We start from the raw sequence: 17,449 nt of genomic DNA, 5'->3' as shown, positions 1-17,449 counted from the left end.
TCCGGGCGCTTACGCCTTTGTTTTAAGCAGGCAGGTAAAGGATGTGATGTCATGTTATTGGAACAATTGATTAATGGAATTACAACAGGAAGTATTTATGCGATCGTCGCACTGGGATATACACTTGTTTTCGGAGTGCTCGGTATCATTAACATGGCCCACGGAGAAATCTTTATGTTTGGTGCATTTATGGGGGTTGTGACAACTAGTACGCTTGGGTTGCCAATCTGGATGGCCTTTGTTGTCGCAACGGTAGTAACAGCTATCATGGGATACCTATTGGAACGCTTTGCCTTACGACCATTAAGAAGTAAATCAGAAAGCAGTCATCTCGCCCCCTTAATTAGTACGATCGGTGTGTCGATTTTCCTGGAAAATTTGGCGGATCAACTATTTGGATCGGGTAATCACCCGGTTCAAAATAGTTTTTCAGAGATTCGTTTCACAGTTGGGACTGTCAATATTTATCTGGTACAAATTGTTATTTTTTGTATCTCAATTGCATTAATGATTGCTTTGTCCTACTGGTTGTTAAAAACAAAAGGTGGTAAGGCCTTACGAGCAACGGCCGAAAACCTGGAAACGGCAAGTTTGCTTGGCGTAAATACGAAACGGATCATCACAATTACGGTAGTACTTGCCTCAGCGATTGGCGGGATTGCCGGGATTCTTGTTGGGATGGCGTTCAGTTCCGTTAACCCACAAATGGGGTTATCGATTGGACTTAAAGGGCTGGCCATCATTATTTTAGGTGGCATGGGAAATGTCAAAGGCGCCATGGCTGGAGGAATGATTCTCGGACTTTCTGAAACATTGGTTGTCGTTTTGGGGTTCTCGGGCTTTCGCGATGCTATTGCCTTTATTATCATTATCATTATTTTACTTGTCAGGCCACAGGGGCTGTTTGGCAAAAAAGCAGCATGATGGGTACGAGGAGGTGAGTCCATGCTAGGAGAATTGATTAATCCATATTATTTACAGGTTGCCTCATTTATTTTAATTAATATTATTTTGGGCTTAAGCATTTATGTGACCCTTGCTTCCGGGCAGTTGTCACTGGGAAATGCAGGATTTATGGCCGTTGGTGCCTATACGACAGCACTTTTAACAACGAATTTCGAGGTGCCACTTGTGGTTGGTGTTATTGCTGGTGCCTTGCTGGCAGGCGTGTTTGGTATTATTGTTGGTATTCCTTCATTACGGTTGCGCGGTGTGTTTTTAGCTATTGCGACGTTAGGATTTGGTGAAATTGTTCGGGTGTTTTTAATCAACGCCGAATCGGTCACAAATGGTGCAATTGGAATTTCTGGAATTCCACAAATGGGCCAGGAAATTTTAAAGCTATTCAAAAACATTGGATTTAACCCGGATGTAATTGGCTTAAGTCCGAACCAGTTTGTATTTCTGGCTATTTTTATCGTACTGGCTGTGATTGACATTATTTTGATTTGGTTTTTTATCCGACAAAAGCATTCCCGGGTTGGCCGGGCGTTTTCGGCAATTAAGATGGATGAACAAGCAGCAGCATCGATGGGGATCAACGTTACATATTATAAAGTTCTTTCCTTTACGCAAGGAGCAATTTTTGCCGGATTTGCCGGTGCGTTGTATGCACATGTTCTATCATATATTAGTCCCGCAGATTTTTCCTATCATCGGGCTGTCGAAATCTTAACGTTTTCGGTATTCGGAGGAAGTGAAGTTGTCGGAGGAGCGATTTTTGGTGCTACCTTTTTAACGTTGCTTCCGGAAATATTACGGGCGATCAGTGATTACCGGTACATGATCTATGGATTGCTTTTGGTGGTTATGATGGCCTACAGACCACAAGGAATTATCGATGAACAGATGTTGCGCTGGTTCAAAACACGCAAGGGAAGGAGGCGTAAGCATGGTATTAAAGATAAATAATATTAGCAAGCAGTTTGGCGGTATTCACGCATTGTCCGATGTGTCGTTTTCCATTTCAGAAGGAGAGATACTCGGCCTGATCGGACCCAACGGCGCAGGTAAAACAACCATGTTTAATATGATCACATCGGTGCTTTCGCCAACTTCCGGCAACATTCAATTCTTTGGTGAAAAGATTAGCGAATTAAAATCGCATCAGATTACGAACAAAGGCATTTGCCGAACGTTTCAAAACATTCGCCTGTTCCCGGAAATGACAGTAATCGAAAATGTGCTGACTGGCAGCCACAGTCGGACAAAATCGGGTGTCTGGAAAAGTGTACTGCGGACAAAGTCGCAAAAACAAGAAGAAAAAGCGATGTATCAGCAGGCAAAGAAATTATTGGAGACCGTTCACCTGCTTGATGAACAGGAAACCATTGCCAAAAATTTAGCGTATGGACAGCAGCGAAGGCTGGAAATTGCCCGGGCGTTAGCAAGTGAACCGAAACTATTACTGCTTGATGAACCAGCAGCGGGGATGAACGAGCGGGAAACAGAGGAACTCCATCATCTGATTATGAAAATTCGTCAGATGGGAATAACCATTTTGTTGATTGAACACGATATGCCGCTCGTGATGAAAACGTGTGACCGGATTGTTGTCTTAAACTTTGGTAAGAAGATTGCAGAAGGGGAACCAAAAGCTATTCAAACCAATCCGGAAGTTATCAAGGCATATCTTGGTACAGAAGGAGGGGACGATATTGCTTAACGTTTCCGGTGTACAAACATTTTATGGGAATATTCAAGCATTAAAAGGGATTGACTTACATGTAAAAGAAGGCACGATCGTCACCATTCTTGGGGCGAATGGAGCAGGAAAAACAACTACAATGAAAACCATTGCTGGGCTGATTAAGCCTAAACATGGAACGGTTGAATTTCTAGGTGAAAATGTAACAGGTTCTAGGCCGGATCAACTCATTCGCAAGGGAATTGCGCTTGTACCTGAGGGAAGGGCAATGCTTTCAGAGATGACCGTACTGGAAAATCTGGAAATGGGTGCCTATCACCGCAATGATGATGAGGTGGCTCAAGACATTAACGAGGTGATGGAACGATTTGCGATCTTGAAAGAACGGAAAGACCAGCTTGCCGGTACGATGTCAGGCGGACAGCAGCAAATGCTAGCCATAGCCCGGGCGCTGCTTGCCCGTCCAAAGCTGCTTTTATTGGATGAGCCCTCCATGGGACTAGCTCCGATCATTGTTTCGGATATCTTTAAGATGATCAAGGAGATTAATGAAGCGGGTACAACCGTTTTGCTTGTGGAACAAAACGCCAAACAAGCGTTGAAAATCGCTGATTACGGTTATGTGTTAGAAACCGGAAAGCTGACATTGGAAGGTAATGCCAAGGATTTATTGGAAGATACGAGCATTGCGGAGGCTTATTTAGGTGGTTAGTGGAATTGGGAATTGCGTAACTTTTTCAGTGAAATAAAAAAATATAGCAGGAATCCGTAATTTCCTGCTATATTTTTTGTTCGTTGCCACGAATCAGGCATCTACTCCGAAATTCTCCTATGATCGTTCCTTGATACAGTCTTCTTCTACTCTACTATGCAGCATTAGATTAGTAAGGTGGGCAATGGATAGATGTTCAACCATTATTAGTGTCTGCTCCTTAAAGTGGAAAAGTTTTTAAAATGGTATTATCAAAAATTGTCGATCTATGGTAAAATGTATAGGAGTTTATTCCTAAACACATGAAAAGTGGATTCTATGAAAATATGAGGAGTCTGAAGATGAAAAGAACAGATAAAAACAAAAAATCTAAGAAGCTATGGCTGAAAATTCCGTTAGCTATCATCTTGGTATTAGTCATCGGAGTAGGGGCATATGCATATTCCATCTATCATAATGCCAAGGAAACCGTCAATAACAAAATGCATGAGCAGGTAGATTCCATCGACCCTAGTGTGACAAAGAAAAAGGTGAAGGCAACCGAACCATTAAATATCCTGTTGCTAGGTGTCGATGAACGTGATAATGATAAAGGACGTTCTGATGCATTAATGGTGCTCTCCCTTGATCCGACCAATGATAAAATGCAGTTGATCAGTATTCCACGTGATACGAGAGCGACAATTATTGGTAAAGGCTTCGAGGATAAAATCAACCACGCCTATGCTTATGGCGGCTCGGATATGTCGATTGCTACGGTGGAAAACTTCTTGGATATTGACTTGGATTACTATGTACGAATGAATATGGAAGGGCTGCAGGAATTGGTTGATCAGCTTGGTACCATTTCTGTTAACAACGAAATCGCCTGGAAAGATGGGAAATATGACTTTGCTGTTGGTCCCGTTGAAATGGATGGCGATAAAACAATGCACTTTGTCCGCATGCGTAAACAGGATCCGGATGGAGATTTTGGGCGGACCAAGCGGCAACGAAAGGTTATTGAAGGTATTGTTGATAAAGGAGCAAGTGTTGGATCCGTCAGCAAAATTAATGGTGTCATTAATATTATGGGAAATAATATGGCAACCAATCTCGATTTTGATGATATGAAGAAGCTCCTAAAAGGCTACAAAGATACGAGGAAAAATGTAGTAAGCTATCAAATGAAGGGGACGGGAACCACAATGAAAAATGATAGCGGACAAAACATTTATTATTTAATTGTCCCTGAGGAAGAAGTTTCGAAGGTTCATGGGATGATAGCTGATATCAAGTCATAAAATATTATAGCAATTGTGTCGGTTATGGATAAGGTTTTTTACTGGTCCATAACCGATTTATATTATAATAAAGAAAATGTTAAGATCTGACAGGCAAGAGTACCGTCAAATATCAAAAAATGCTCGTAACAAAAGCCAGCTTCTGTTACGAGCATTTTTTGAAGTATTATTATTTTCAGTTCTTATAATGCCTTTACTAATCCACCATCTACAACAAGCGTTTGTCCAGTAACATAGGTATTGGCCGCAGAACATAAGAAGACAATCATTCTGGCAAATTCCTCGGGTTCACCATATCGTTGCATTGGAATAGATTGTTCAGTTTGTTTCCGTAACTTTTCAGGATTCATGTTACGTTTTTCGGCAGCGATTTGATCCAAGCTGGTAACTCGGTCTGTCGCAATCCTTCCTGGGCCAACCGTATTGATTAAGATATTGTCCGCGGCAAGTTCCTGTGACAACCCTTTTGCAAGACCGACAATTCCAGCTCGAAATGTATTGGATAAAATAAGGTTATCCAATGTCTGTTTAACGGATGAGGAAGCAATATTGATAATATGTCCGCTTTGCTGTTCTTGCATATATGGCAGTACTTCTCTGATTGCACGGACAAAACTCAACAAGTTTAATTCGAATGCGTTTTGCCACGCTTCATCATCAAAATCGCGAAATAAACCGGCTGGAGGTCCACCCGCGTTATTGACAAGGACATCAATGGTTCCATGCTGGTCCACTGCTTTTGCCATTAATTGTTTAATTGAAGTGGGATTCGTAATGTCACAAACGTGATAGTGCACGTGATTATTCCCTGTCTCACGCTGAATCTCATTTGTCGTCTTGTCCAATTCTTGTTCATCCCGGCTTGCGATAAAAACATGAGCGCCCTCTTTCGCAAACAAATGGGCAGTAGCTTTGCCTAATCCCTTACTTGCAGCTAAAACCACAACAGATTTTCCTTCAAGACCCAAGTTCATGGTTGTTTCCTCCTACAGATATGTCGTGTATTACTTCAATTATGAAAGGAATTGGTACAAAATTCAAATTTAAACGATGTTACCATTCACCACCATAACCTTATCTAAGGTGGCACTTGACCATAGGCTTTATTTTTGGTAAATTTTAAACAATGAGATTTTAAGTAGCCATCAAATCTTAATTGATCCCACTGATAAGGTGCGAGCAGGTATCTCTTAGGATAAGAAGCAGTTAAACAGGTACGAAATAAACGTAATTTCGTGCTGCCTATATTGCTGGTTTTTAATTTCACATATGGGGGGTATGGAAGCATTGATAGATAAATACTTATGTTAATAGTTGACGGAATAATCAAATTCATCCCGCCTTAACGAGCAGTAAAACCCCCACTTCAGGATTTTGAGGTTGAACTAAAAAAGAAGTGGGGTCAACTGCATGACAAAGGTCCGATTCTGTTCTCAGCCTGCACGATGCAGGTCACAAAGGTGTTGCAACAGGGTGTTGCGAACTTTGCCTTTGTTCCTCTATTCAGTGGGGGAGAAAGGGAAAACCCGACTGAATGAAGTTTCACTTTATAAAGAGCGAGTGGAGGGGAATAAATGAGTGATAATCGAAAATTATTAAAAATCCTGGGGAATAAAGATGTATTGGCTTTGGCATTCGGTGCAATGATTGGCTGGGGCTGGGTTGTTACGACAGGATTGTGGATTACAGAGGCTGGTCCGCTTGGTGCTATCCTTGCGTTTGTGATTGGTGGAGCATTGGTCATTTTTGTCGGGTTAACATATGCCGAATTAGCATCGGCATTACCACTGGCTGGCGGGGAACATGTATACAGTTATAAAGCTATGGGCAGATTGGCTTCTTTTATAACAACTTGGGCGATTATTCTTGGTTATGTTTCCGTGGTCGCCTTTGAAGCGGTTGCCTTACCGACTGTTTTTGAATATTTGATTCCGAACTATAGTCGAGGTTTTATGTATACAATTGGTGGATGGGATGTAACAGCAACCTGGGCTGGAGTCGGTATTGTTGGTTCATTGATTATCACTTGGGTAAATTATCGTGGTATAAAATTTTCCACATCGATCATGTTTATCTTAACACTGTTAATCGCAATTGCAGGTGTCCTGCTGATCACAGGAAGTTCAGTTGGCGGCACCACAGACAACATGCAGCCGTTCTTCTCTAAAGGAATCTCCGGTTTGCTGACCGTTATCATTATGACTCCATTCATGTTTGTCGGATTTGACGTGATCCCGCAAGCGTCCGAGGAAATAAATCTCCCACAGAAACGTATTGGTCAGTTATTGATATTCTCCGTTGTGTTAGCTATTGTGTGGTATGTAGCCATAATTTTCGGCGTTTCCAGGGTCATGACACCTGCGGAAATGAATGCATCAGATTTAGCCACGGCGGATGCAATGGCTAAAGCCTTTGGTGGAAGTAAACCGATGGGCAATGTACTTGTCCTTGGTGGAATTGGAGGAATTTTGACTAGCTGGATAGGTTTTTACGTTGGTGGAAGCCGGGCGATTTATGCGCTTGCCAATGCTGGGATGCTGCCAAAAAGTTTAGGAAAATTGCATCCAAAATATAAAACCCCGCATAATGCCATTTTATTAATAGGCTTGTTTTCGACGGTTTCACCATTGTTGGGGCGGCCTGCTCTTGAATGGCTGGTAGATGCTGGCGGGCTGGGGCTGGTTGTTGCTTGGCTAATGGTTGCGATTTCTTTTATTATTTTACGTAAAAAAGATCCGGATATGAAGCGACCGTTAAAGCTTCCGGGTGGAACCGTACTCGGTTGGATTGCCGTTATTTTAGCGGCAGGAATTGGTCTATTGTATATGCCGGGGATGCCATCTGCGCTGATTTGGCCATATGAATGGCTGATTATTGGCGTTTGGATTATCCTTGGAGTTATTCTTTATAAAATTGCCATTGCTAAATATGGAAAGAGGCATGCTGATGAACACATGAAAAAGGAACTAAATCGGATTGCTTAACAATTGATGTAAATCCAGCAGATATTAAGTTTCTGTTGGATTTACTATTTTAAAGATATTATACAAACAATTTAAATGATTATTGACATTCAGGAAACAGAGGAATTATAATGTACTTACAATTGATGTCGACAATCGACAGGTTCCGAAATTTGCCGTGGCTGCATTTTATATAGTAAGCAATTTAGTAATTGAATGATAAAAAGTTTACGTTATTTATCAAGCGGCAGCATAAGATAATTAAGGGTATAATACTTAGTACACGTAGCCTTCTTTACAAAAATAACTAATTATGTAAACGGATACATTAAGTTGCTATTTGTTGTTTAAGCAGTGATATATGGGAATATTTTGTCTGAGAGGATGGGATGGTGGATGTTAACATTTTCGGTTTTGGAGTTTCAAGAACGCTTAGTGAAAACGAAGGAGCGGATGGCAAATGCCGGGGTTGACATTTTATTGGTAACAGATCCGGCAAACATGAACTATTTAACAGGGTATGATGCTTGGTCGTTTTATGTTCATCAGTTGCTTATTATCCCAATCGATGAAGAACAGCCAATATGGGTCGGGCGTGGTCAGGATGCCAGTGCTGCTCAGCATACCACTTGGCTTGATGCACAACATATTATACCTTATGAGGATTATTATGTTCAGTCAACCAAAAGACACCCGATGGATTTTGTTTGTGATTTATTAAGAGAACAAAAACGTGATAACCAAACGATTGCCGTCGAATTGGATGCCTATTATTTTACAGCTAAATGTTATATGCAACTTGTTCAAGGATTGCCAAATGCGACGTTTAAAGATGGAACAAATATGGTGAATTGGGTGCGGATTATTAAATCAGATCAGGAAATTGCTTATATGAAACAGGCAGGTAAAATCGCTGAAAAGGCAATGCAAACCGCTTTTGATAAACTAAATGAAGGTGTGAGGGAATGTGATGTTGTCGCTGGAATTGCCCATGCGCAAATAAGTGGACTGGAGGATTTTGGCGGCGATTATCCAGCAATTGTTCCACTGCTGCCAACAGGGGAAAAAACGTCTGCCTGTCATTTGACGTGGACGGATGAACGCTTTAAACAGGGTGATCCAGCTATTATAGAATTGGCGGGCTGTTATAAACGGTACCATTCCCCGTTAGCCCGAACGATGGTTATTGGTGGACCGACCGAGCAGATGCAATTTGTGGCTGATTGTGTTGTGGAAGGATTAAATGCTGCATTGGCTGCGGTAAAACCTGGGGTCACCTGTGAGGAACTCGAAATGGTCTGGCGCCAGGTGATTGAAAAGAATGGAATCAAAAAGGAATCTCGTATGGGCTACTCCATGGGGTTGAATTATCCACCCGATTGGGGAGAGCATACAGCAAGTTTACGCCCTGGCGATCGTACCGTTTTGGAGCCTAACATGACATTCCACCTCATTCCAGGAATTTGGATGGAAAATATGGGCGTGGAAATCAGTGAATCGTTTCGCGTGACAGAGACAGGGTGTGAACTGCTGGCAGATTTCCCACGTGAATTGATGATAAAACCGAATATCCGTTTGGCGTAGTGGGGACAGTTCCCCACCACTTAACACGTTAGCGTGGTGGGGGCCAGGGTCAGTCCCCGATTAAATTTGGTGGTGTTTGATCATTTAATCCTGCTTCTAGATTCTTGGCGGCAAGCTGTGACATTTTTAATTCTGTTTCATTGGTGGAAGAGCCGATGTGTGGGGTGGTGACCACATTTTTTAGGGCTAATAGCGGGTTATCCGATGCGACTGGCTCGACTGTATAGACATCTAGTCCAGCAGCAGCAATTTCATTGGTTTGGAGTGCATGGATCAGCGCGGGTTCCACAACTGTTTTGCCCCGCGAACCATTAATGAACATGGCGGACGGTTTCATTAGCTGAAATTCTCTTTTACCTATCAGTCCTTTTGTTTCATTTGTTAGAGGGGTGATTAAACAAACAAAATCTGCTTCCCGTAATAAATTGTCAAGATCGCGATAGGACGCAGAAAATTTCGTTTCTGCTTCTGGCTTGCGGCTGCGGCTATGATACAAAATGTTCATATCGAAACCGAAATGGGCTCGTTGTGCCAGGGCTTGCCCGATTCGCCCCATTCCAATAATGCCTAGTGTTTTATGATGCACATCGATGCCAAAATACTCGGGACCGACTGCCTCCTGTTTCCATTCTCCGTTTTTAACTAACTGATCCAGTTCTGGTATCCTTCTGGCCGTTGCAATCAGAATGCCAAAGATTGTGTCGGCAACGGTATCGGTAAGTACATCCGGGGTATTGGTGGCCATGATTCCTCGTTTATTCAGTTGTTCCATGTCTAAATTGTTATAGCCAACCGAGACATTGCTCACAATTTTCAGGTTAGGTGCTTGCTCCAGCAATTCCTGATCCACTTTCAATTCCAGTCCGATAATGCCTTCAGCCTCTTGTAACCATGCCAGGAATGCTGGATCGGTTTTCGTGTCAATATCCTTAAAAAAACGAACGTCATATTTCTCTTTTAGTGCTTGTAATACAGGTTTTTCTACTCGATTATATGCTATCACCTTTTTCTTTTTCATACGAGTCCTCCTTTAATATCCTACCTTAAAAATAGGGGTAATTTTTCATTAAGTCAACAAGGAAACATAAAATTATTAATTATATAAATAGTTATTGACAATCAAAATAGTCTGATTTATGATGGGTGTAGACATTTAGTAATGTCGACAATCGACATAAACATGCAGTATATTTCCTGTCATACCTTACGATTTCAGATATACCAACCAGAGGGGGAGTTTTGTGGATGGATGATGACAGTATCATATTACAAAAGCCACTTAGTGTATTAATAGCGGATCAATTGAAAAAAGAGATATGGAATAAAGAAATTCAATTTGGTAAGCGTTTATTGGAAACAGAGCTTGCCAATCGGTTTGATGTAAGCAGAAGCACGATACGGGAAGCATTCAAGATTCTTGAAGTCGAAGAGCTGATCGTTAGCCAGGCAAGAAAAGGAACCTATGTTGCTGATTTCACAAGTAAGGATTTAGATGAAATCATTGAGTTACGTACATTGATGGAGTCATGGGCCTTTACCCAGGCGATCCCTAATCTGACAGAAACCCATTTGCAATATTTGAAAGCGATTACAATAGAGATGAAGCAGAAGGCGAATGAAGGCGATTGGAATCAATTATTTGATCTGGATATGCAATTTCACTGCTATGTCGTTAACTTATGTGGAAATTCGCGTATTATTAAAATATATGATTCCCTGCAGGTGCAAATCCGGACGTTCTTAATGCACCTTGACAAATATTATTCTAGTCCCCAAGCGTTTTATAACGAGCATATGGAATTATTACGTGCATTAACATCAAAGAATGCAGCACAGGTAAAGAAAAAGGTCGAGAGTCATATTGAATTTGTAGAAGAAAAGCTGCTCGGCGTGGGAGACGAGAAAAGTGGATATAACGATTAAGTGGCGAAAGGGCTGGCCTGAACCTAGGAGATCTTTTTTGCGAACTGAAGTTTGACTTATTGTACGAAGGTGAAGGAAGTCCACTAGACGCTGGTCGTTGGAACTGGACAGTCCCGTATTAAGCTGAAGTGCTAAAGTATTAAGGAGGTAACGATTATGAACAAAAAATTCGCGAATGTTCAAACGGAGCTACCAGGACCTAAGGCAAAGGAATTGCTTGCACGCAGGCATGATATTGTTCCAAATGGAGTCAGCTATGGAATTCCCACATTTGTTGAATCAGCGCAAGGCGCTTTGCTGAAGGATGTGGATGGTAATCAGTTTATCGATTTTGCCGGAGCAATTGGTACGATTAATGTCGGTCATTGCCATGAAACAGTTGTCAACGCCTTGCATGATCAGATTGATCGTTATATTCACACTGGTTTTAACGTCATGATGTATGATCCATATATTGAATTCGCGGAAAAACTCGCAGCCTTGGCACCTGGTTCGTTTAATAAGAAGGTAATGTTTTTAAATAGTGGTGCGGAAGCGGTCGAAAACGCGGTGAAAATTGCACGGAAATATACCGGACGGCAAGCGGTTGTTTCGTTTTCCGGTGGATTTCATGGCCGAACATTAATGGCAATGTCATTAACTGGTAAGGTGCGACCATATAAATATGAATATGGACCGTTCGCACCGGAAATATATCATGCACCATATCCATATGCATATCGGCGCCCAGATTCTATGAGTAAAACAGCATACTGTGAATTTATGCTGAAACAAATCGAGGAATTTTTTATCAGTGAAGTGGATCCGAGCCTAGTTGCAGCCTTTATTATGGAACCGGTTCAAGGGGAAAGCGGGTTTATCATTCCGGATAAAGCATTTGTCCAAGGGGTCCATAATCTATGTAAACAGCATGGGATTTTGTTTATTGCCGATGAGATTCAAACTGGCTTTGGCCGAACAGGGAAATATTTCGGGATCGATTATTATGACGTTGAACCAGATTTGATTACGATCTCAAAGTCCATGGCAGCCGGTTTGCCGATTAGCGGGGTGATTGGCAGGGAAGAAGTAATGGATGCTGCTAAACCCGGTGAGTTAGGTGGCACGTACTGCGGCAGTCCGCTTGGATGCAGGGCAGGAATTGCCGCATTGGATGTCATGGAGAAGGAGCATATTAATGATCGGGCAATTGCAATTGGCAGGCGGGTGATGGAGCGGCTCGCAGCCATGTATGACCGCTTTGATATCATCGGTGACTATCGTGGTCTTGGTGCGATGTGTGCATTAGAGTTTGTCAAAGACCGTACAAGTAAAGCCCCCGACCAACCACTAAGCAATCAAATTTTAAAAGAGGCTCATCAGCGCGGGCTGGTTGCGTTAAAGGCAGGTGTTTATGATAATGTGATCCGCTTATTAATGCCTCTGGTGATTACCGATGAACAATTAAATGAAGGCTTGGATTTGTTGGAGGAATCAGTGGAGGCAGTCGTAGCTGCAGTGGGAAATCAACGGTTACAGAATAATTGATTGGAGGTCAACAAATGACTGAGGTAAAAACGAAGCGTTATTTAATGAACATTAATGGCAAATGGGTTGGTGAGGATCTCGATACATTGGATGTTATTAACCCAGCAAATGGTACACTTGCAGGAAATGTACCGAATGGTGGGGAAGCGGCGGCAAAACAAGCAATCGATGCTGCCCATACGGCGTTTCAATCCTGGTCAAAAACAACTGCCTATGAACGTGCTGGCTATCTAAAGCGCTTGCATCAGCTTATGCTGGAAAACCAAGAAGAATTAGCGCAAATCATGACACTGGAAATGGGAAAGCCAATTAATGAATCACGCGGGGAAGTAAACTATGCGGCTTCCTTTATTGAATGGTTTGCCGAAGAAGGAAAGCGGATGTATGGGGAAACGATTCCGACGCACGTTTCCGGTAAGCGTCTGCAAGTCTGGAAAAAGCCGGTTGGTGTGGTTTGTGCCATTACCCCATGGAATTTCCCCGCGGCCATGTTAACCCGGAAAATGGGGCCAGCACTCGCTGCAGGCTGTACAGTTATTATGAAGCCATCAGGCGAAAGTCCGCTTTCGGCTGTTAAAATCATGGAGTTATGTGAAGCAGCTGGATTTCCTAAGGGAGTGGTTAACCTTGTAACAGGTTCATCATCGAAAATAGCTACCGCGATGATGGCTGATGACCGCGTTCGAAAAATTACCTTTACCGGCTCTACCGAAGTAGGAAAACTACTAATCAGGCAAAGTGCTGACCAGGTGAAACGGCTGTCTCTTGAGCTTGGCGGGCATGCACCATTGATTGTACTTGATGATGCAGATGTGGATTTGGCGATAAAAGGAGTCATGGCATCGAAATTTAGAAATTCAGGGCAAACATGCATATGTGCCAACCGCATTTATGTTCAAGCAGGTATATATGATACGTTTATCGAGAAATTTACCGAGGCAGCCAAGCAATTAAAAGTCGGAAATGGTGCGGATGAATCAGTCAATATTGGTCCGTTAATTAATCAAGCAGGATTGGAGAAAGTAAATCATCATGTCACCGATGCTACTGCAAAAGGGGCGAAAGTGATGACTGGCGGAAAACAGCTTACCAATCAAGCAGGCGGCGTGTTCTATGAACCGACCGTTTTGAAAGATGTGGATCAGTCGATGATTGTAATGCAGGAAGAAACCTTTGGACCGATCGCACCTGTGCAGAAAGTAGCCACGGAGGAAGAAGCGATTAAACTGGCAAATACTACCTCCTATGGTTTAGCAGCGTACGTCTTTACTGAAAATGTTGCCCGCGGAACCCGTGTTATTGAACAACTGGATTTTGGTATTGTCGGCTGGAACGATGGCGCACCGTCTGCAGCCCAAGTTCCTTTTGGCGGTATGAAAGAAAGTGGTGTTGGCAGAGAAGGAGGACATGAGGGAATCGAGGCATTTATTGAATCACAATATGTTGCGATTGGCATGGAGTAATGGGTGGCTGTTGATTGAATTGATATCGTAGTCGGGGAGTTGGCAGGCTGATTCAGGTTAGATGGACTCCACTTGTTCCGTTTTCCTCGGTGCTGCTTGCTTGAAAGGGGATTGGAATTAGATGGCTATGGAAAAGTCTGTACGAGAAAAAGCAAATGAACTAGCCCCACAGCTGATTACTTGGCGGCGAAAACTCCATCAATATCCGGAATTAAGCTTTCAAGAAACGAAAACATGCAAGTATGTGAAGGATGTTTTAGTCCAAATACCCGGGATGCTTGTAGAAGAGGGCATTGGTTATCCCACCGCTATAGTCGGCATACTTACAGCCGGTTCAGGACCAACCGTTGCTATTCGTGCTGACATGGATGCGTTGCCGATTCAAGAAAAGAATAAGCATGATTTTTGCTCCAAGCATGAGGGGGTCATGCATGCATGCGGCCATGATGCCCATACGGCGATTGGCTTAGGCGTTGCTAGTTTACTAGGCGAAATCTTGCAAAGTAGCGATTTTTGTGGAACAGTTAAATTTATTTTTCAACCTGCCGAGGAAATGGCCGATGCCACCGGTTCCACAGGATCCCCGTACATGATCAAGGCCGGTGTGTTAGATGACGTGGACTATTGTTTGGCACTGCACATGAGTCCAGAAGACGAACTTGGTATTGTCAAAATTCATGATGGATATAGTATGGCAAATGTGGATGTGTTTACTGCCAAAATTTACGGATCAGGCGGGCATGGAGCATATCCGCATCTGGGAACGGATCCGATATGGATGCTTGGACCGGTGCTGCAGGCGTTACATGGAATCGTGGCAAGAAGGGTCTCTCCATTGGATCCAGCCGTCATCAGTATTGGTAAAATCATAAGTGGTTTAGCAAGCAATGTAATTCCATCAGAAGTGGAAATAAACGGAACAATTCGGAGTTACCACCCAGATGTGCGCAAAAAGATACATGCGGAGCTGGAAAAAGCTTTTTCATTAGTAACTGTATTGGATGGGGACTATACGTTGACGATAACCCCGGAGGATTCAGCCTTAAAAAATGATTCAACAGTTAATCAGCATATCAAATGGGTTATAAACGATTTGTATCCTCATTTTACTATTTTAAATTGCCCGTTTGGTATGGGCGGGGAAGATTTTGCTCATATGACGCAGGTCGTGCCTGGAGCGATGTTTTTCCTTGGATGTGCCGTTGGGGATGGCGTTCATCGCGATTTGCATACACCAACCTTTGACATTAATGAGGGGGTACTGCCGATCGGTGTGTCTATTTTGGCAGAGGCGGCAGTACGGTATTTACAAAAAGGATGACTCGATCGGAATATCTTAAAGGTCTGGAGAACGTATGACCAAAATGAGAGGGCACGCTTAAAACGGGGGAGAGTATGCCTAAAGCGGGAGAAGCCTCAAAACAGAAGTCTGTGCGGACCCCGAGCCGCTTGAAAATAGCCATCGCCAGCAAAAATCAAAAGGGAGCGGAATAGTATGGCAGGAACACCGGTAGTGCTACGTGATATTTGGAAAGCGCGGCAACGGATAGCTTCCATTGTTCAAAAAACACCATTAATTTTTTCCCCGGCATTGTCTGAAGCAACCGGCACTTCAGTTTATTTAAAACTGGAAAATATAAATGTCACCGGGTCATTTAAAATAAGAGGGGCTGCCAACAAGATGCTTTCGCTTACCCCTGAACAACGTAAACGCGGCGTAACAACATTTTCGACAGGTAATTTTGGCCTGAGTGTTGCCTATCTCGCTAAAAAGCTTGAAATAGATGCAACGATTTGTATTTCCAGGCGGGTGCCAAATGCAAAGAAGGAGCAGTTGAAACGTTCAGGGGCGCACCTTGAGATGATAGGCGAATCACAGGATGATGCCGAACAGCATAGTTATCGACTGGAAAAAGAACAAGGGCTTACTGTTGTTCATCCGTTTGACGATCCAGAGATTATTGCTGGGCAAGGAACGATCGGACTGGAGCTGCTGGACGATTTGCCGGAAGTTGACACTGTTATTGGTGGATTATCGGGAGGCGGACTGCATTCTGGACTGGGTGTTGCCTTGAAAGAAACAGATCCGGTAATTCAGATCCTTGGGCTATCAAGTGCAAAGGGCGCAGCCATGTATCATAGTATTCAAGCAGGTAAACCAATAACAGTTCAAGAGGAAGATACGTTAGCCGATAGTTTGCTAGGTGGGATCGGCATGAATAATCGTTATACATTTGCCATGGTGCAGCAGTATGTAGACGACATTGTTTTATTAAATGAGGAAGAAATTGCGCAAGGGATGGCATTCATGTTTACCAATCACCGAATGGCAATTGAAGGAGCAGCAGCATCGGGAATTGGTGCTATTTTAAATCATCGACTGAAGCTCGGTTCTAATGTCGTTATCGTGATTAGCGGTGGTAGTGTGGATTCTTCTGTGATACTGGGGATTGCAAAAGGGAATGAATAGAGAGAAAGGGTGATTGGGTTGCAATACATGTTATACAATGACCAGATTGTAGAAAGGGAAAATCGTATTGATATTGAAGACCGTGGATATCAGTTTGGGGATGGAATTTATGAAGTGATCGGTGTCTATGATGGAAGTCCATTGATGCTTGATGAACATTTACAGCGATTACAACGGAGTGCACATGAAATCCAACTACCGTTACAAGAGACACGAGAGCAATTAAGGAATAATTTAATGGAATTGGTCAAGAAAAATAGGTTAACAGAGGGTATTATTTATATGCAAATAACCAGGGGAATCGCTCAACGCTGGCATGAATTCCCTAGTCCAGATGTTGTTCCTGTGACGGTTGCTTATACAAGAGCAGAGAAACGTGAAACGGAAATAGAGGATCACGGGGCAACAGCGGTATTGGCTGAGGATATCCGCTGGCTGCGCTGTGATATAAAAACATTAAACCTGCTTCCTAATGTACTTGCTAAACAAAAAGCAGTGGAACAAAGCGCCATTGAAGCGATTCTTCATCGGGGTGATGTAGTTACTGAAGCTAGTTCGTCCAATGTATTTATTGTCAAAAATGGAGAATTGTTTACCCATCCAGCAAACAACTATATATTAAATGGAATTACCCGGCAAAAGGTTTTGCAATTATGTGACGACCTACATCTACATGTCAATGAAATAACATATACGGTTGAAGATTTACTGCAGGCTGATGAAGTATTTGTAACGGCGACAAAATTGGATGTTGTTCCTATTTTAAAAGTCGATAACCAAATCATTGGTACCGGGACACCTGGTGAGGTCACGAAACAGGTGATTGACGCGTTTCGTTCATTCTACAAGCAAGTTTAGACCTGATTCTGAAGGGATG

The 17,449-nt window shown here is 42.7% G+C and carries 15 protein-coding genes; 13 read left to right on the top strand and 2 right to left on the bottom strand.

Features of this window, described 5'->3' with window-relative positions:
• Positions 1-51: 51 nt before the first annotated feature.
• The 5 genes from WMZ97_RS05330 (at position 52) to WMZ97_RS05310 (ending at position 4,642) form a co-directional block, all read left to right on the top strand.
• Positions 52-924, top strand: coding sequence for a branched-chain amino acid ABC transporter permease (locus WMZ97_RS05330; RefSeq protein WP_343271035.1), 873 nt, complete (start codon positions 52-54; stop codon positions 922-924).
• A gap of 21 nt (positions 925-945) precedes the next feature.
• Positions 946-1,911: a branched-chain amino acid ABC transporter permease gene (locus WMZ97_RS05325; protein ID WP_343271034.1), complete on the top strand. Its 966-nt coding sequence runs from the start codon at positions 946-948 to the stop codon at positions 1,909-1,911.
• Entirely contained in the window at positions 1,892-2,665 is a 774-nt protein-coding gene (locus WMZ97_RS05320) for an ABC transporter ATP-binding protein (RefSeq protein ID WP_343271033.1), read from the top strand. Before WMZ97_RS05325 ends, WMZ97_RS05320 begins: the two co-directional genes overlap by 20 nt.
• Positions 2,658-3,359 (top strand): ABC transporter ATP-binding protein, encoded by a 702-nt coding sequence (locus tag WMZ97_RS05315; RefSeq protein WP_343271032.1) that lies wholly within the window; start codon positions 2,658-2,660, stop codon positions 3,357-3,359. The genes WMZ97_RS05320 and WMZ97_RS05315 overlap by 8 nt, the downstream gene beginning before the upstream one ends.
• 341 nt (positions 3,360-3,700) lie before the next feature.
• Entirely contained in the window at positions 3,701-4,642 is a 942-nt protein-coding gene (locus WMZ97_RS05310) for an LCP family glycopolymer transferase (protein ID WP_343271031.1), read from the top strand.
• A gap of 182 nt (positions 4,643-4,824) precedes the next feature.
• Here the strand turns inward: WMZ97_RS05310 and WMZ97_RS05305 are convergent, their stop codons facing one another.
• A complete protein-coding gene (locus WMZ97_RS05305) occupies positions 4,825-5,616 on the bottom strand; it encodes an SDR family oxidoreductase (protein WP_343271030.1) in 792 nt (263 codons plus the stop codon).
• Between the two features lie 600 nt (positions 5,617-6,216).
• On the opposite strand from WMZ97_RS05305, the gene WMZ97_RS05300 reads away from it, so the two are divergent.
• The gene (locus WMZ97_RS05300) at positions 6,217-7,626 is read left to right on the top strand and encodes an APC family permease (RefSeq protein WP_343271029.1); all 1,410 of its coding nucleotides are present in this window, start codon (positions 6,217-6,219) and stop codon (positions 7,624-7,626) included.
• A 375-nt stretch (positions 7,627-8,001) separates the two neighbouring features.
• Entirely contained in the window at positions 8,002-9,189 is a 1,188-nt protein-coding gene (locus WMZ97_RS05295) for a M24 family metallopeptidase (protein ID WP_343271028.1), read from the top strand.
• Between the two features lie 49 nt (positions 9,190-9,238).
• Here WMZ97_RS05295 and WMZ97_RS05290 read toward each other — a convergent pair whose 3' ends face one another.
• On the bottom strand, positions 9,239-10,207 hold the full coding sequence (locus WMZ97_RS05290) for a 2-hydroxyacid dehydrogenase (RefSeq protein WP_343271027.1): 969 nt from the start codon (positions 10,205-10,207) through the stop codon (positions 9,239-9,241).
• A 227-nt stretch (positions 10,208-10,434) separates the two neighbouring features.
• Here WMZ97_RS05290 and WMZ97_RS05285 point away from each other — a divergent pair, with 227 nt between their 5' ends.
• The 6 genes from WMZ97_RS05285 (at position 10,435) to dat (ending at position 17,430) form a co-directional block, all read left to right on the top strand.
• Positions 10,435-11,112, top strand: coding sequence for a GntR family transcriptional regulator (locus WMZ97_RS05285; protein ID WP_343271026.1), 678 nt, complete (start codon positions 10,435-10,437; stop codon positions 11,110-11,112).
• Positions 11,113-11,268: 156 nt separating this feature from the next.
• Complete coding sequence (gabT, locus tag WMZ97_RS05280) at positions 11,269-12,639, top strand: 4-aminobutyrate--2-oxoglutarate transaminase (RefSeq protein WP_343271025.1); 1,371 nt, start codon at positions 11,269-11,271, stop codon at positions 12,637-12,639.
• Between the two features lie 14 nt (positions 12,640-12,653).
• Positions 12,654-14,102 (top strand): NAD-dependent succinate-semialdehyde dehydrogenase, encoded by a 1,449-nt coding sequence (locus tag WMZ97_RS05275; protein ID WP_343271024.1) that lies wholly within the window; start codon positions 12,654-12,656, stop codon positions 14,100-14,102.
• 121 nt (positions 14,103-14,223) lie between these two features.
• Complete coding sequence (locus WMZ97_RS05270) at positions 14,224-15,423, top strand: M20 metallopeptidase family protein (RefSeq protein WP_343271023.1); 1,200 nt, start codon at positions 14,224-14,226, stop codon at positions 15,421-15,423.
• A gap of 174 nt (positions 15,424-15,597) precedes the next feature.
• On the top strand, positions 15,598-16,572 hold the full coding sequence (gene eutB, locus WMZ97_RS05265; RefSeq protein ID WP_343271022.1) for a hydroxyectoine utilization dehydratase EutB: 975 nt from the start codon (positions 15,598-15,600) through the stop codon (positions 16,570-16,572).
• A 27-nt stretch (positions 16,573-16,599) separates the two neighbouring features.
• Complete coding sequence (gene dat / locus WMZ97_RS05260) at positions 16,600-17,430, top strand: D-amino-acid transaminase (RefSeq protein WP_343271100.1); 831 nt, start codon at positions 16,600-16,602, stop codon at positions 17,428-17,430.
• Positions 17,431-17,449: the final 19 nt, after the last annotated feature.

The sequence above is a fragment of the Lentibacillus songyuanensis genome (assembly GCF_039548255.1).
Classification (GTDB): Bacteria; Bacillota; Bacilli; order Bacillales; family Amphibacillaceae; genus Lentibacillus_C; species Lentibacillus_C songyuanensis.
This window is presented reverse-complemented; position numbering and strand designations above follow the sequence as displayed.

Coding starts and splice junctions, on each gene's coding strand:
- WMZ97_RS05330 (WP_343271035.1), top strand. CDS start 52: ATGTTATTGGAACAATTGATTAATGGAATTACAACAGGAAGTATTTAT.
- WMZ97_RS05325 (WP_343271034.1), top strand. CDS start 946: ATGCTAGGAGAATTGATTAATCCATATTATTTACAGGTTGCCTCATTT.
- WMZ97_RS05320 (WP_343271033.1), top strand. CDS start 1,892: ATGGTATTAAAGATAAATAATATTAGCAAGCAGTTTGGCGGTATTCAC.
- WMZ97_RS05310 (WP_343271031.1), top strand. CDS start 3,701: ATGAAAAGAACAGATAAAAACAAAAAATCTAAGAAGCTATGGCTGAAA.
- WMZ97_RS05305 (WP_343271030.1), bottom strand. CDS start 5,616: ATGAACTTGGGTCTTGAAGGAAAATCTGTTGTGGTTTTAGCTGCAAGT.
- WMZ97_RS05300 (WP_343271029.1), top strand. CDS start 6,217: ATGAGTGATAATCGAAAATTATTAAAAATCCTGGGGAATAAAGATGTA.
- WMZ97_RS05295 (WP_343271028.1), top strand. CDS start 8,002: ATGTTAACATTTTCGGTTTTGGAGTTTCAAGAACGCTTAGTGAAAACG.
- WMZ97_RS05290 (WP_343271027.1), bottom strand. CDS start 10,207: ATGAAAAAGAAAAAGGTGATAGCATATAATCGAGTAGAAAAACCTGTA.
- WMZ97_RS05285 (WP_343271026.1), top strand. CDS start 10,435: ATGGATGATGACAGTATCATATTACAAAAGCCACTTAGTGTATTAATA.
- gabT (WP_343271025.1), top strand. CDS start 11,269: ATGAACAAAAAATTCGCGAATGTTCAAACGGAGCTACCAGGACCTAAG.
- WMZ97_RS05275 (WP_343271024.1), top strand. CDS start 12,654: ATGACTGAGGTAAAAACGAAGCGTTATTTAATGAACATTAATGGCAAA.
- WMZ97_RS05270 (WP_343271023.1), top strand. CDS start 14,224: ATGGCTATGGAAAAGTCTGTACGAGAAAAAGCAAATGAACTAGCCCCA.
- eutB (WP_343271022.1), top strand. CDS start 15,598: ATGGCAGGAACACCGGTAGTGCTACGTGATATTTGGAAAGCGCGGCAA.
- dat (WP_343271100.1), top strand. CDS start 16,600: ATGTTATACAATGACCAGATTGTAGAAAGGGAAAATCGTATTGATATT.